The organism is Bacillota bacterium (assembly GCA_033549065.1).
Lineage (GTDB): Bacteria > Bacillota > Dethiobacteria > DTU022 > DTU022 > JAWSUE01.
On record JAWSUE010000008.1, the window covers coordinates 85,034 to 100,354 of the forward strand.

Consider the following 15,321-nt stretch of genomic DNA (forward strand, 5'->3'; position numbering starts at 1 on the left):
ATATAGTAAGCATGTAACTTGAAATTCTATCGTAATTTACTGAACTATATTCCATAATAACAACTCCTCGTATACTATATTTTAAAGCAACCACCGCAGTGGCTGTAAAAACACTCGACCGATACGGAACCGGCTTGTTTGAGGACGATTCGGCGCGCTCCTACATAAAGCGCGACGTAGCGGCCAACACACAACCATTAGTTAAAAGGGTCGAGGCGAACGAACAACCGGTTTTCCTTGACTTTTGAGACGACTGGTCATATTATATTTTTATGGATAATAAATATTTAAAGAAAAATGAAATACTCAAAAAAACAATTGGTATCATGCATCAAAAAGGCTTTAATGGTACCGGCGTCCAAGAAGTTGTACAAGCAGCAGGAATACCCAAGGGGTCTTTCTATAATTACTTTGATAGTAAGGAAGACTATGCTATTCAGGCACTACAGTTTTTTTTCAGTGGAATTAAAGAAAATTCATTGAAAATTTTAAAGGATGGTGGAATTGAACCTGCTGAACGAATTAAAACCTTTTACGCTAATAACATCAAAGCTTTTGAAAACAACAACTTTAAATTCGGATGTCTTATTGGTAATTTAACCGAAGAAATGGGGGATATAAGTAACAACATTGCAAAAAACACCGAAGACATTCATCAAGAAATCGCAGATGCAATCTGCTTGTGTTTAGATGAAATTTCTAATAAAGATGACAAAGTTGCTTCAATTAATAATATGATGTTGGCGAATTTCATTGTCAATAGTTGGCAAGGGGCAATGCTGAGAATGAAGTCAAGTAAGAATAGTGAACCACTCAAAGCTTTTTATTCAGTAATATCAGAGTTGCTAAGTAATCAAAAGGAGGAAAAATAAGAATGGGATTAATGCAACAAATAGATTACCTAAAGGTAAAGTCTTCAGCAAGAATGCCAGAGGAAATTAAAAATATTATGGAGGAAGCTACTGAAAAGCTTCTTAATCAAGAAATAGAAAAAAATGCACTTAAGACCGGTGACCAGCTTCCGGAATTCAAATTAAAAAATGCCATAGGTGATACAATCAATATTTATGAGCTTCTCTCCAAAGGCCCGCTTATTATAATTTTCTATAGAGGTGCTTGGTGCCCATACTGTAATTTAGAGTTGCGTGCATATCAGGAGCTACTCCCTCGGATTAGAGAAGTCGGCGCCGATCTCGTTGCAATTTCACCGGAAACCCCTGATCTATCATTATCCTTAAGCGAAAAACTGTCGATTGACTTTGAAGTCCTTAGCGATATCAACAATAAGGTGGCGCGTCAACTCGGACTTGTATTCAAATTGGATGATAAGCTGATATCACTTTATAAAAACATGGGTATTGATTTAGCAGAATCTCAAGGCAATGCAGATGGCGAGTTACCCGTTCCAGCAACCTATGTGGTTGGTTCAGATGGGGAAATTCTCTTGGCATATGTTAATTCCGACTATACAAAAAGACTTGAGCCTGAAGATGCTTTGGCAGCCATAACAAATAATAAGGTTAGCGGAGGTTTATAAAAGTATGAGACTGCGACAAGTTTCAGAAATTGCTTTAAAACTAAAAAATATATTGCATGCATAGAAATCAAATAAAGTTAAGTCTTATTATGGATATGAGAATTGTTAAGTTAGTGCAACCATGCGAAACTTAGTAAGTAAGTCAGGAAAAAAGGAAGGTATAATGCTATGAGGTTGGGTGAAGGTCAAAAAGCAATAGATTTTAAAGCCAAAGATATTTTTGACGATGAAATAACTCTGGAAAATTACAAAGGCAAAAAATTATTGCTGTCTTTTTATAGATATGCATCTTGCCCGTTATGCAATTTGAGGGTAAACGAATTAATTCAACATGCGTCGTTTTTTGAAGAAAAAGGATTGGAAATGCTTGCCGTGTTTCAGTCTCCAAGGGACAGTATTCTTGAATACGTGGGGAAACAAAACGCTCCATTCCCGATTATTGCAGATCCAGATAGAGTTTTGTACAAATTATACGGAGTTGAAACCTCGGTTATAGGTACACTCAAAGCGCTTTTAAGGCCGGGAAGGTTTACGGATGCAATGTCTAAGGGTTTTGTGCCCGGTAAGTCAGATGGGGACAAAACCCGAATCCCTGCTGATTTTATAATTGATACTGATTTAAATATCGTCAGAGCGTACTACGGGAAAGATATTGGCGATCATATGCCAATAGGCATGATAATGGAATTTCTGAATGCTTAATGCATTATTTATTTAGACGGATCAAAAATTGCATAAAATAAATGCATAACAACAAAAAGAAGGAATTTATAATGAAAAAAACTTTTATTGATGTACGAAAACAGTAAAAGAAGTAAATGACATAAGTGGAGCAATGAAAAATTCTAATTGCAAAGAAAAAAATCCGTTTGGAGTTTGTTGCCATAAGATTATTCAGGAAGCTATTGATAAAGGCATAACTATGAAATGATTCAAGTGGACATATTCCCGTCTACCCTTAGTGCAAAAATACGGTGGATATGTTTCCGAGAACCGACAGTTCGAAAGACATCAATGCTGCCCTCTCGAGCCATGTTGAGTGTGTGGTGTTAATGTCAGGAAAATAGGATCCGAAAAGCCTAATAAATACTGACTTAACTCAGAAGGAGAGTGTATTCTGAGCACAGATAGTACAGACAAACACAAGAAAGCAGACAAAAAGACCGATGACGAGGTTACTGTACTTGCAAAAATAGAGGCAATGAAAGAGCCTTATCTTTCCACCGGTAAACGACTCCACAAGATTATCATGAAAACTGCACCAGAATTCAGACCCAGGGTCTGGTGCGGGATGCCCGGGCACGCTAAGTCTAAAAGCAAACCAACCCTGATATTCTTCAGTGGAGATAATCGCTACATGACATTCATCAGTAAAAGGGAAAGATCTTAAGGGCTGTTGATTATATTCTCCATTTTTATAGAAGCAGGAGTATTCGTTTTTAGATAGAAGTAATCGAATACAAAATGACCCCATCGAAATCGTCACATAACAGAAAATAGTAATGGTTATTGCTATGTCATTTCCATTTTGTTTCTAATGGGGTGAAGATTATGAAAGATATTACAGACAAAAACTTAAGAAACTTGCTAGTCTATAATAATTCCCTGTTTAACTGTTTCAATGATGCCGTTGTGTTTTATGATCAGCGGGGAGAGATAAACGGCTGCAATAATAAATTTTATGAGTTATTAGATATCCCGTGCGACTTAATAAAAAATAATAATATTTTCGGCATGCTGAAACTGGCTGAGGAAGAGATAGAATTTGTCAGCTCAGGGCTGGAAGGTAAAATCGCAGAGAAAGATATTGTCATTACCTCTGACTCGGGAACAACTTTAAGAATCATGGCCAAAACAGGCCCGCTTAGCAGTCCGGAGAATAAAATAATCGGAGGCTATCTTGTTTTAATCGATCCGGGCAGGCAAAAAGAAGAATTACTGCTGCTTAAAGAGAGGGAAGACAGGTTACTGCAGCTTGTCAACAAAGCCCGCCTCGGAGTGGTGTCTTTTAACCAGGATCATAAAGTAATTGAATGCAATCAGCGCTTTGTGGAAATGATGGGCTATTCGATTGACGAAATGATGGAATTATACACCTGGGATATAGATGCGTTTAACACAGAGGAAGACATAAGAAAAAACTTCAGCGACCTTTCGAAAGCCAATGTAACCATTGAGACTAAACACCTTCGCAAAGATGGCTCAACATACGATGTGGAAGTTCACATTTCAGGGACAAAAGTAAAAGGTAGCCAGGGAGAATACAACGCTTCAATCTGCATCTGCCAGGATATCAGTGAGCGAAAACGCATGGAGCGGGAACTGCAGCTCAGCGAACTGAAACTAAGAAACTTTGTTGAAAATGCCTCAGATATTATCTGCACTTTGACAATCGACGGCAAAGTCAGCTACATTTCACCCAACGTAAAAAAAGTAATGGGATATGACTCGGACGAAATTGAAAACCAAATTATTACCACATTATTCCAGGCTGAGGAAATACCCCTTTTTAAGAAACACTTACAATCTACGATTAATAAAAGCAAGCACAATTTCGGCGACTTTCAAATCAGGCACAAGGATAACAGCATCCACTGGTATGGAATAAACTTTTCTTCCTCGGTTGATCACGATGTTCAGCCGATAGTGATCTGCAATATTCGTAATATTGACGGGAAAAAGGAAGCTGAAGAATCACTCAGATTCTTAAGCCTCCACGATCAGCTAACGGGAGTTTACAACAGAACTTTTTTTGAAAAGGAAATGAAAAAACAGATCGAAGCAGGGGATTATCCGCTAACCCTTTTAAGTTGTGATTTAGACGGCCTGAAAATCATAAACGACGAGCAGGGGCATGCTGCGGGTGATGAGCTGCTGAAGGATTGCACCAGAGTACTTCAAAGCTCGCTGCGCAACTCCGATTTTTTGGCAAGGATTGGCGGCGATGAATTTGCGATCATTCTTCCGGCAACCGATGAGAAAGCCGCTCAAAAAATACTTGATAGAATCAATAATAGTATAGACCGGCATAACCTTGAAAAACAGAATAAAATCAGTATTTCGATCGGAACAGCAACCATCCATGACAAATCTCTGAAACTATCTGACGCTCTGATCATCGCTGATAAAAACATGTACTGTGTAAAAAATAAAAAGCGATACACAGATCCCGAAGCTTAACAAACCATCTTTTTAATATTCCCCTCACAGTTAAATATGATATGATAGCAGATATTGTAATTGATCAATTCAACCTGCAGGATGTGATCTTTTGGACAGTGAAAATATTCATCGCTTAGTTATTGGTGATCGTGAAATAACCCTGATCGGAACCGCTCATGTATCTAAAATGAGTGTTGCTGAAGTTAAGGATGTCATAGAAACTGAAAAACCTGATACTGTCTGTATCGAACTGTGTCAATCCCGATACCATTCCATAATGGAAGCAGACAGGTGGAAAAACACAGACATTGTCAAGATCATCAGGGAAGGGAAAGCACTTCTACTGCTGGCCAACCTTGTTGTTTCCTCTTATCAGCGCAGACTGGCGAAAAAATTCGGTATTCAACCCGGGCAGGAAATGGTACAGGGGATTAAATCGGCAGAACAGGTTGGGGCAGAATTATGCCTTGCTGATCGGGACATTCAGGTTACCATGCTACGCTTATGGAGGAATATCAGTTTTTGGGGCAAGCTTAAACTGTTATTCCAACTTTTAATGAGTGTTTTCGTCAGTGAAGACTTAACCGAGGAAGATATGGAAAAGATGAAGAGTCAGGATATGCTTACTGCTGCTCTGGACGAACTTTCAAGGTCTTTCCCACAGTTAAAATCAATCATCATTGATGAACGTGATAAATACCTGGCTGAAAAAATCAAAACTGCTCCCGGAAATAAAATCGTTGCTGTTCTTGGCGCGGGTCATATCCCGGGGATTAAAAAGGAGATTCACCACGATCAGAATTTAGATGAGCTTACAAAAGTTTTGCCTGCTTCAAAAACGACAAAAATGTTCGCCTGGAGCATTCCCCTGATCATCATTCTCATTATCGCCCTTACTTTTTCAGTCGACAGGTCAACCGGTATCGATCAGATTGTGAGCTGGGTTCTCTGGAACGGTTCCCTCGGAGTTCTGGGCGCAATTATAGCCATGGCCCACCCCCTGGCTATTCTGACCGCTTTCCTGGCAGCTCCAATCAGCTCACTAAGCCCTATGCTGGCGGCTGGATGGTTCGCGGGTCTGACCGAGGCAATAGTGCGAAAACCGAGCGTGGATGACTTTGAAAACCTGGCAGAAGATATTCACACCGTAAAGGGATTCTGGCGTAATAAAATCACTCACATCCTGCTGGTTGTGATTTTTACCAATTTAGGAAGCACAATCGGCACCATAATAGGCGGTGCCGACGTTATAGGAAAATTCATTAATACTTTTTTTAATTAGGGATTAAATTAACAGCTATTAGCCTCTCTTACCGGCTAAAAGATACCCGGCAAGAACTGCCGTAACCGGCACAGCGACAACCAACCCTATACTACCGGCTATTCCCCTGACGAACTCTGTTGCGATCATATCCATATTTATCACCTTCAACCAATCAAGACGATTACCCATAACCAGTAAAAGCATCGGAATAGCTGATCCCACATAAGCCAGGATCAAGGTATTTGCCATGGTTCCCATCACATCACGCCCGACATTAAAAGCTCCCCTGAAAAGTTCCCTGAAATGAATATCGGGACATACCTGCCTAATCTCGGCTGCTGCAGATGCTACCGACATCCCGATATCAGTTATCGCCCCCAGAGAACCGATGATAATTCCGGCAAAAAGCAGTCCTCTGAAATCTATAGTATGATCCAGGAAATAGAGCATTTGGGCTTCATGTGTACCAAATCCGGTTAAACGAGCCATACTGCCTGCCCAGTAAGCCATCATGCCGGCTACGATAACTCCGGCTATGGTACCCAGGATTGCCACTATTGATTTCATATTTATCCCCCCGATTACAAGCAGGGTAAAAGTAATTGCTGCTGTAGCAGTTAATACTGCGAGCAGGATCGGGCTTATTCCTTTTAAAAGAAGTGGCAGCAGGAAAGTAAAGATCATAAATATAGTAACGGCAAGAGTAATAATTGTTTTAAGCCCTTTCATTCTGCCCACGACTAAAAGAACGATCAGGAATATGGCAACAAGATAATAAACACCCCGATCCCGGACCATGTCCTGCACGTAAGCCTGTTCAAAGGAACCTTCTTCGCCAATGGTTACAACAATAACTTCCTGCCCTTTATCAAGGAGAAAATCATAGACCGGATCCCCGGCAAAAAAATTATTTATAATAGTAAGCACTTCACCTTTATAGGGTCCGCTGGTTAACTCAACAATCAGTTCCTGTTCAATCATTGTGAAATATTCGTGCCGTTTTTCTTCGGTTTCGTTTACCTCAAGGACCCGGCCACGATAATAGTATTCCTCGTAACTATCCTGAATTGGGTAATCTTCGACATTTTGAGCTGAAACCGGAAGAGCGGTAAAAAATGTTGAAGCCAGAAAAATTACCGTAATAAAAAAAAGAAAACCTCTGTTATACATGGGAGAACCTCCTATGGCTTAACCACTACATGCAAGTTTTCCCAGCCTGACCTATGGGTCAGCGTCCGATAAAAAGCTGGGTGTAGTAATGGCTGCCGTCACTTTTTACATGGATCCCAATCCCCACAGCGGTATAACCGCTGTTTAATATATTAGCCCGGTGCCCCGGAGAACCCATCAGAGAATTATGGGCAGCGCTTACACTACCGTTGGAGTTCATTGCCAGATTTTCACCGGCAGTCCGGTAGTTAATGCCAAATCGCTTTAAGAGGCCTTCGAGGGTGCCATATGTGGGAGAACTATGGCTGAAATAATTATTGTCAACCATATCCTTGCTTTTTGCACGTGCCGCGCTGGTCAGCTGGCTGTTTAACTGGAGTGCAGGCAGTCCTGCAGTTTTTCTTGCATCATTAATGTAATCCAGCATCTGTTTTTCTTTTTGGCTTAAAGATACTGAACTGCCCGAGGAAGATGACGAGCTGACGCTTTCTGTTTTATTCGACGAGCCAGTAGCTGAACCTGTGCTTTTATCAACATTTCCGGTTCCTGCTTCAACTTCAGGAATAGGTGACGGCTCCTGTTCCGGTCTGTTTTTTTCAGGCGCAGTAAAATCATTCCCTCCGGCTGGTTTGTAAACCAGGGAATAAAAATCAACACTTGGGGCTTCATTTTCCTTTGCCAGGGTGCCCCCTTCGACAGTATACGGTGCCGGATCGGGATAATTGACTGTTACATAGAAGAGGAAGATGGGCATCAACAAGCTGAGAAAAACAAATATAGAAAGATATATATACTTTCGAATACTCATATGCCTAATACCTACCATTTATTTTCGAGTTCGCGGTGAACCGCGGGTAAATCACGGTTGGTGATGATCCCGAGCAATTTCTCATCCAACCGGCCGTGTTGGGTTATCAGAACGGCTTCTAATTTTTTGCCATCCTGCTGCCACTTGTAGAATAACTCCGGGATTTCAAAAAGTGATTTGTTCACCGATACAGTTATATAATTATTTTCATGCCCCACGACACGGATGACATCTTGCAGGGTAGTTTTATTAATATTAAAGGTACCATCTGCCAGGCTTTTCCCCATCCATTTTACAATCATATTTGAAGTAACCATGCCTGCAAGTTTCCCATCGTCAAGCACCGGAGCCTGGGTATATGAAAAATTACTTAACTCCCGTATCGCCCGCGAAACTGGATCACTGACTTTTAGAGTAAGCACTTCTTTAAGGAAATCAGGAGCCACCCCGGGTGGTTCAAGGAGCAGGTGAGCTATTCTTTCAATCTGGGCAACTGCCTGATCATTTGGTTCAGCTATAATTTCACCACCTGCCCGGTCATGGACAATTGCATTGCGAAGTTCTCCAAATTCGCGCAGATCAAACTTGAAACGTTCAATTATCGGGTTGATCCGGGCACTTTTATCAATCAATTCAAAAAAACGGCGGTGGTCTTTCAGGTCAAGGATTCTTTCCATTTCATGTTCAATAGCTGAATAAGCATTAAGAAAACGTTCAGAATTGCTGAGTTTGCCTTGTTCATCCACGATAAGTGCTGACCTCCCACAGAAAATGATGGTAACATAATTATACTTCAGTTAGTATATACTATTATCCCCGGCAAATAAACCGTTCAGGATCTGCTAAGCATTAAATAATAAAAATTGACCAGCCGGTTTAATTTTTCAACAGAGATCCGCTCATCAACTCCATGAATACTGTGTAATTCCGACTCATCCATTTCAATCGGTGAAAACCGGAGAACGTTATTGCTGATTTTGCAAAAATGCCTGGCATCTGAAGCTGCAAGCATTATATACGGAGTAACTATCGCACCCCTGAAACAGTCATTGATTGCTCTTGCTAATTTACGGTAAGCTTCAGACGATGTACTTGATGAAGGGGAGGCATTGTGTCCTTCGATCAGAGTAACCTTAAGAGTAAGCGGCTCCTTCGCCGATCTGGCTTTTCTCGAAGCCTTTAATGCAGACTTTTCAATATGAATCAGGGCATCTTCTTTTGTATCCATTGCTGCCAGCCTCAGGTTTGCTACAGCACTCGCCTTTACGGGTATTACATTACTTGCCTTGCTTCCCTCTGCCATTGTAAACACTATTGTGCTGCGGCACAATGCGTTTAATTCGGGGTTAACCATGGGTAGCATTTTGAGCAGTAAAGGCTTAAATAACCATAGGTTGGCAAAGATTACCTTGTAAGCAACTGGCATATGTCTTCCCAATGTATCGAACATTTCTCTGACTTCAACGGGAATGTTTGCCTTAAAAGGATTTTTTTCAACATTGATGATAATCCTACTCAGTGTATTCAATGGATTATGCCTGCCTGGTGTTGATGCATGCCCCCCGGAACCTTCAACCGATACCTGAACATCCGCTATCCCTTTTTCCGACAGGCCGACTACCGCGATCGGGTTTTTTATCCCGGGGAAAACACCATGAACAACAGCTCCTCCCTCATCAAGAACCATATCCAGCTTTATTCCCCTTGACTGGAGAATCTCCGAGATTGCTTCTGCTCCTCTACCTGACATTTCTTCATCATGACCGAAGGCAAAATAGATATCCTGTTCCGGCTGAAAATTCTCAGCAAGCAGTATCTCTGCTGCTTCAAGAATTCCGCAGAGCGTGCTTTTGGTATCAAGGGTACCACGTCCGTAAATTATTCCATTTTCAATTATCCCTTCAAAAGGTGGTTTTCGCCATTTGTCACCATCGGCAGGGACAACATCATAATGCGCCATAAAGAGAACCGGTTTATCATTCACTTTGCCGGGCCAGCGATAAAGAAGAGAATGTTCGTTTACTTTCTCATGATCTAGATTTCCATGAACCAGTGGATAAAAGTTTTTAAGCAGGTTTTGAAATTTTTCAAACTGGTCATATCCACCTCCTTTAACGTCAGGAGAAACTGTTTGGCAGCGGATCATCTCAACGAGGTGTGAGGACGCCTCCTGCTTGAACCCACTGAAATAAGATTCGGGCAAAGAACAATATTGAGGTGATGAGGGTTTGAAGCGGACAGCCCTGGTTACAATAATAAGTAAAAATAAAAAGATCAATCCTAAAATAACTGCCGTTGTCATCTGGTTTGCCCCTTTATTTTGCATTTTATAGACAAGTAAACCTGATAATAATTTTGACAAATAGACCTTCTTTCCCTCTATCGTGCTTAAAGGTTGACAGCCATAATTGATCTTATGTTATAGTAATGGACAGATTGGAAATATCATGGTCACAATAACCGCTGAAGGAGAGATAATATTAATGGATGATTGCCCTTTCTGTGATACAGCCAACTTAACAATAATTGCTGAAAATGAACTGGCCATTGCGTTCTATGATGGGACCCCGATAAGTAATGGCCATTCACTTGTTATACCAAGACGGCATGTGAGCACTTATTTTGATGCATCTGCTGAAGAACATGAAGCTATACATCAGCTGATCTGCAGCCTGAAAAAATATCTGGATAAAAAATATAACCCCGACGGTTATAATATCGGGGCTAATGTAGGTCATTATGCCGGTCAAACTGTTTTCCATTTTCATATTCATGTTATCCCACGCTACCGGGGGGATGTCAAAGATCCCAAAGGGGGGGTTAGAAAAGTTATTCCCAACCGCAAGTCCCGTCCAAAGAGCAGGAAAAAGCCCCTTCATTAGATGACACTGTATACTCAAGAACTGATAAAAGATAAGCATGCCCAGTAGGATACTTTTCAAGTTTTTCCCGGTGCATGTTGAGGATATGCAAAGTCTTTTCTACAAACCCCTCATCAGGTAAAGCCCGTCCGAGAGTTATCATGTTCATCGCAGCCATCGATAATCCTGAAGGTATTGGACCATCGTAAGTTTCTGCAATAACCGGTAGTTCATCATCTCTACCGGATATGCTGAAAAGCATTCTCCCGTCTTTAAGTTCAAAAAGGTCCAGCATAATTCTGAGGAGATTACGTGCCTCTTCAAGATATTCATCCTTTAATGATGCGCGGTAGAGTTCAATCAATCCTTTTATTAAAAAGGAATAATCTTCAAGAAAACCGGCAATATCTGCTGCACCACCGCGATATCGTCTTAGAAGCATTCCCTCTTCATTCTTCAGATTAACTAAAATAAAATCTGCAGCCTTCATTGCTGCCTGGAGATAATTTTCATCTCCCAGGATACTTGCTCCACGGGAAAGGGCGGCAATCATCAAACCATTCCAAGCGGTAATTATTTTGTCATCAAGAAAAGGATGGACTCGTTTATTCCGTGCTGCCAGTAATACCGTCCTGGCTTCTGCAATAATTTTCCGAAGTTTCTCTTCTGATAAACCCTTTTCTGCAGCAAAGTCAGGATCATCTACCTTTCTTGATAATACATTGACCTTGCCCTCAAAATTCCCCTGAGCAGTCACTCCAAAATATTCTGCAACCAGGTTTCCAATATCCAGCCCGAGCAGTTTCAAAAGCTCTGACAGTTCCCAAACATAAAAAGTCCCTTCCTTCCCTTCGCTGTCCGCGTCTTCTGCAGAATAAAAAGCTCCCTCCGGGGAGGTAAGGTTGGTCTGTACGTATTTAAAAATCTTTCGGGCAAATTCCGCCATTTCGGGATCACCGGATGCTTTATAAGCATCGAGTGCGGCCAGGGATGTTGTCGCTTGATCATAGAGCATTTTTTCAAAATGAGGTACCAACCACTTGTGGTCAACAGAATAACGGTGTATACCATACCCAAGCTGATCAAAAATCCCACCGCGATGCATCGCTCGTAAGGAGTTTACGGCCATGTCAAGTGCTTCTTGTTTTTTGACCCTTTTATAGTAGCTGATTAAAAACGACAGTTGGTGGGGTGAAGGAAACTTTGGAGCACCACCGAACCCCCCGTATTGATGATCGTAAACATCCGCGAATTGTCTGTACGCTTTATTCAGGATTTCCTGAAATAGATTGAGATCTATACGGCTGTAATCTTTTTCGCTTATTCCTTCTCCGTGGTTCTTTAGGAGAGCTGTAAGTTCATTTGCAGCTTCCTCTACCCTGACCCTCTCCTCTTCCCAGGCATTATGAATTCTTGGTAAAAGTTCCATCAGACCGTGAATGCCAAAAGCCGAACTTTTAGGAAAATAAGTTCCTGCAAAAAAAGGCTTTTTATCCGGTGTCAGAAAAACATTAAGAGGCCAGCCTCCCTGACCGGTAAGAGCCTGGCAGGCAGTCATATAAATCTGGTCGAGATCGGGCCGTTCTTCCCGATCTACTTTTATTGGAACAAAATATTTATTAAGCAAATCGGCAATTTCGGGATCTTCAAATGATTCTTTCTCCATGACATGACACCAGTGGCATGTGGAATATCCGATACTGAGAAAAACCGGTTTATTTTCTTTTCGTGCTTTATCAAAAGCATCATTGCCCCAGGGATACCATTCTACCGGGTTGTAAGCATGCTGAAGCAGATAGGGTGATTTTTCATTGATCAAACGATTTGCCTGTTTACTTTTTTCAGAATCCACTTGAGATCAACTCCTCAGGCTTATTATTTATAGTATTTCTATAGATTAAGTATATTATATCACAAATACTTATCATTATTAAAAATTAGGCTTTAAACAAAAGGAATCAACCAATCGGTCCCGAATTAAAATAAATACCAAATTACTGCCCCGGGAGAGAAAATTGTATCGATTACTCCGTAATATCTATTTACTGGCTCTCATTACCGTCATTATCTTTGTTATAGGCTGGTATTATCAGCATTACAGTACAAACCGTGTGATGCTTGATAGCACAAGGCAGATTGCCGAATTATCAGTTCAAACTATTCATGATGATGTTGGTAGCTGGATTAAGAAAAATGCCAGAACTATCGAAGCTGCTGCTGATTATATTTCTATGGATCGTTGGAACGACAATGATATACTGGGCTATCTCACAATTTTACTTGAAAAAAATGACGATTTCTCTTCAATCTACTTCGGAACAACCGACAACCGGATGATCAATGCCAGCGGATGGCAGATGCCACCTGGATTTGAACTGAGATCCCGCCCCTGGTACAGCAAGGCAGTCGATCAGAAAAATACTATTATTACCGAGGCATTTGTAAATGCCAGTAATGATAAGTTGATAATTACAATCGCCTGCCCTGTTTTCAACAGCAATGGTTCTTTAATTGGTGTCGTCGGTGGTGATATAGATATAAAGCAGATAATCGCCCTGATCAATCTACATGAATCTACAAATGGAGGTTACTCCTTTCTTGTAGATGGAAAAGGGAATATCCTGGCCCACCCGGACTTTGATTATGCTCCGGACACTGGCCTGGTAACTTTGCAGACTAGATATGGAAATCTTGAAAACAGTATTCCTGAAAATGGTATGGATTCGATGACTCTCGATGAAAGCAAAGGTTTTCTTGCCTATCTCCCTATAGCAGATACCAACTGGCATCTTGCCACGTTTATCCCCGAAAGCAACCTCAATGCAGTTACTGCAAAAATGAGATTGGAATTTATGTTTGCCGGGGCTGCTACGATACTTGTTTTTATCCTCTTTCTTCTTTATCACCACTTTTACGTTCACAAGCCATTATTAATTTTCGAAAAAAATATTAAAAATATTGATATTGAAAAAGATCTCTCTTACCGGCTTCCCCTGGATAAATACAATGAATTTACTGCACTGGGCAAAACTATTAACCATCTTTTAGGGAAGGCACAGGTTTACTTTGAATCACTTCAGGAGAAAGAACAATCTCTAAGTAACGCAAATAGCAGATTGGATTTGATCGGAAAACAGCTTACAACTATCGAGGAGGCACTTGATTACAGTGAGGAAAAACTTTATTACCTGAGTTATCATGATCAACTTTCCGGACTGTACAACCGGTCTTTCTTTGAAGCGAAGCTACACCAACTGAGTGAAAAACCGGATTATCCAACTTCTATAATTACCATTGATATTGATGGACTGAAGCTTATTAACGACACAATCGGTCACAGTGCCGGCGATCGTCTTTTAAAAACATGCGCCAAACTGATCAGTGAATCACTAGACGGCGCGGGAATACTTGCAAGGGTTGGTGGTGATGAATTTTCCGCTATACTCCCCCTTACCGGGAAATACGAAGCAGAAAGCATCGCCAGGCAGATCCGTTACCAGGTTTACCTCTATAACCAAAATCATTCACACCTTCCACTTAGCATTTCTATCGGTGTGGCAACTGCCAAGGACGGCAGTGAAAGCTTGAAAAAACTTTATAAGCAGGCCGATGACCTCATGTTCAGGGACAAATTATACAGGAGTACAAGTGCGCGTAACGGAATAGTCAGGAGTTTAATGGCCGCGCTTGCTGAACGGGATTATTTTACCGAGGATCATGCAAAAAGGCTTGAACAACTTTGCCTTAAAATGGGAGAAAAAATTGGGTTGACTTCAAACCAACTGACTGATCTTGCCCTGCTGGCAAAAGTCCACGACCTGGGAAAAGTGGGTATACCGGATCAAATATTATTTAAACCGGGTCCGTTAAATGATGAAGAGTGGCAGGTAATGAAGCAGCATCCGGAAAAAGGGTATCGAATTGCATCCACATCTTCTGATTTAACCGAAGTTGCTGACCTTATTTTAAAACATCATGAACATTGGGACGGCGGAGGTTATCCGATGGGGCTGAAAGAAGAAGAAATACCAATCGAATGCCGGATTCTTGCCATTGTAGATGCTTATGACACAATGACCAATACCCGTCCGTATAAAGATGCGGTTAGCCACAATGAAGCTTTAACAGAGCTTGAGATGTGTTCAGGTAAACAGTTTGATCCCAACCTGGTAGAGATATTTAAGTTGGTTGTTAAAGATAATTAAAGTTAATCTTAAATAACCGAAAGCAACAGAATTCCTGCAGTTGTGCCAAAGACCGCTCCGGACAGGCCATTGCAATACCTTCCGGAATATTATAAAGCGCTATTGTAAGAGCAAGAGTGAAACCAAGGGCTGGTGATGATACGCTGCCTGACTATCAACACAAAAACTTCATAGAACTTTAACATTAATTCCACAAAACTGCCAAAACTGAATTTTATACTGATAGTAGAAACCTGAGACGTTAGTGAAAACGGAAAATTTGGTCGAGGAACGCGCAACTTTAGATTGGAAAAAGCAGCTGCAACTTTAACCTC

The 15,321-nt window shown here is 41.0% G+C and carries 13 protein-coding genes and 1 pseudogene; 9 read left to right on the top strand and 5 right to left on the bottom strand.

The annotated features are described in order from the left end of the window. The first annotated feature begins 272 nt into the window (after positions 1-272). The 7 genes and pseudogenes from SCJ97_07025 to SCJ97_07055 all read left to right on the top strand — a co-directional run bounded on the left by SCJ97_07025 (position 273) and on the right by SCJ97_07055 (position 5,981). Complete coding sequence (locus tag SCJ97_07025) at positions 273-872, top strand: TetR family transcriptional regulator C-terminal domain-containing protein (protein ID MDW7739792.1); 600 nt, start codon at positions 273-275, stop codon at positions 870-872. Positions 873-874: 2 nt separating this feature from the next. Next, the gene (locus SCJ97_07030) at positions 875-1,537 is read left to right on the top strand and encodes a peroxiredoxin-like family protein (protein ID MDW7739793.1); all 663 of its coding nucleotides are present in this window, start codon (positions 875-877) and stop codon (positions 1,535-1,537) included. 168 nt (positions 1,538-1,705) lie between these two features. Further along, entirely contained in the window at positions 1,706-2,239 is a 534-nt protein-coding gene (locus tag SCJ97_07035) for a peroxiredoxin-like family protein (protein ID MDW7739794.1), read from the top strand. 97 nt (positions 2,240-2,336) lie between these two features. Then, positions 2,337-2,468, top strand: a pseudogene (locus tag SCJ97_07040) ((2Fe-2S)-binding protein). 270 nt (positions 2,469-2,738) lie between these two features. Beyond that, on the top strand, positions 2,739-2,927 hold the full coding sequence (locus tag SCJ97_07045; protein MDW7739795.1) for a hypothetical protein: 189 nt from the start codon (positions 2,739-2,741) through the stop codon (positions 2,925-2,927). 161 nt (positions 2,928-3,088) lie between these two features. Then, positions 3,089-4,717 carry a diguanylate cyclase gene (locus tag SCJ97_07050; protein MDW7739796.1) on the top strand — a complete coding sequence of 543 codons (1,629 nt, stop codon included), beginning with the start codon at positions 3,089-3,091 and terminating at the stop codon, positions 4,715-4,717. A 91-nt stretch (positions 4,718-4,808) separates the two neighbouring features. Continuing rightward, the gene (locus tag SCJ97_07055) at positions 4,809-5,981 is read left to right on the top strand and encodes a TraB/GumN family protein (protein ID MDW7739797.1); all 1,173 of its coding nucleotides are present in this window, start codon (positions 4,809-4,811) and stop codon (positions 5,979-5,981) included. An 18-nt stretch (positions 5,982-5,999) separates the two neighbouring features. Here the strand turns inward: SCJ97_07055 and SCJ97_07060 are convergent, their stop codons facing one another. From SCJ97_07060 to SCJ97_07075, 4 genes are all read right to left on the bottom strand, one after another. Next, complete coding sequence (locus SCJ97_07060; GenBank protein MDW7739798.1) at positions 6,000-7,133, bottom strand: YibE/F family protein; 1,134 nt, start codon at positions 7,131-7,133, stop codon at positions 6,000-6,002. A 58-nt stretch (positions 7,134-7,191) separates the two neighbouring features. Further along, entirely contained in the window at positions 7,192-7,941 is a 750-nt protein-coding gene (locus SCJ97_07065; GenBank protein MDW7739799.1) for a CAP domain-containing protein, read from the bottom strand. Between the two features lie 11 nt (positions 7,942-7,952). Beyond that, on the bottom strand, positions 7,953-8,687 hold the full coding sequence (locus SCJ97_07070) for a CBS domain-containing protein (protein MDW7739800.1): 735 nt from the start codon (positions 8,685-8,687) through the stop codon (positions 7,953-7,955). An 86-nt stretch (positions 8,688-8,773) separates the two neighbouring features. Beyond that, the gene (locus tag SCJ97_07075) at positions 8,774-10,243 is read right to left on the bottom strand and encodes a M20/M25/M40 family metallo-hydrolase (GenBank protein MDW7739801.1); all 1,470 of its coding nucleotides are present in this window, start codon (positions 10,241-10,243) and stop codon (positions 8,774-8,776) included. 181 nt (positions 10,244-10,424) lie between these two features. Between SCJ97_07075 and SCJ97_07080 the strand changes: the two genes are divergently transcribed. Then, positions 10,425-10,823: an HIT family protein gene (locus tag SCJ97_07080; GenBank protein ID MDW7739802.1), complete on the top strand. Its 399-nt coding sequence runs from the start codon at positions 10,425-10,427 to the stop codon at positions 10,821-10,823. Here SCJ97_07080 and SCJ97_07085 read toward each other — a convergent pair. Then, entirely contained in the window at positions 10,771-12,654 is a 1,884-nt protein-coding gene (locus SCJ97_07085; GenBank protein MDW7739803.1) for a thioredoxin domain-containing protein, read from the bottom strand. The two genes, SCJ97_07080 and SCJ97_07085, sit on opposite strands and share 53 nt — an antisense overlap. A gap of 163 nt (positions 12,655-12,817) precedes the next feature. On the opposite strand from SCJ97_07085, the gene SCJ97_07090 reads away from it, so the two are divergent. Continuing rightward, a complete protein-coding gene (locus SCJ97_07090; protein ID MDW7739804.1) occupies positions 12,818-15,007 on the top strand; it encodes a diguanylate cyclase in 2,190 nt (729 codons plus the stop codon). The last annotated feature ends 314 nt before the right edge of the window (positions 15,008-15,321 follow it).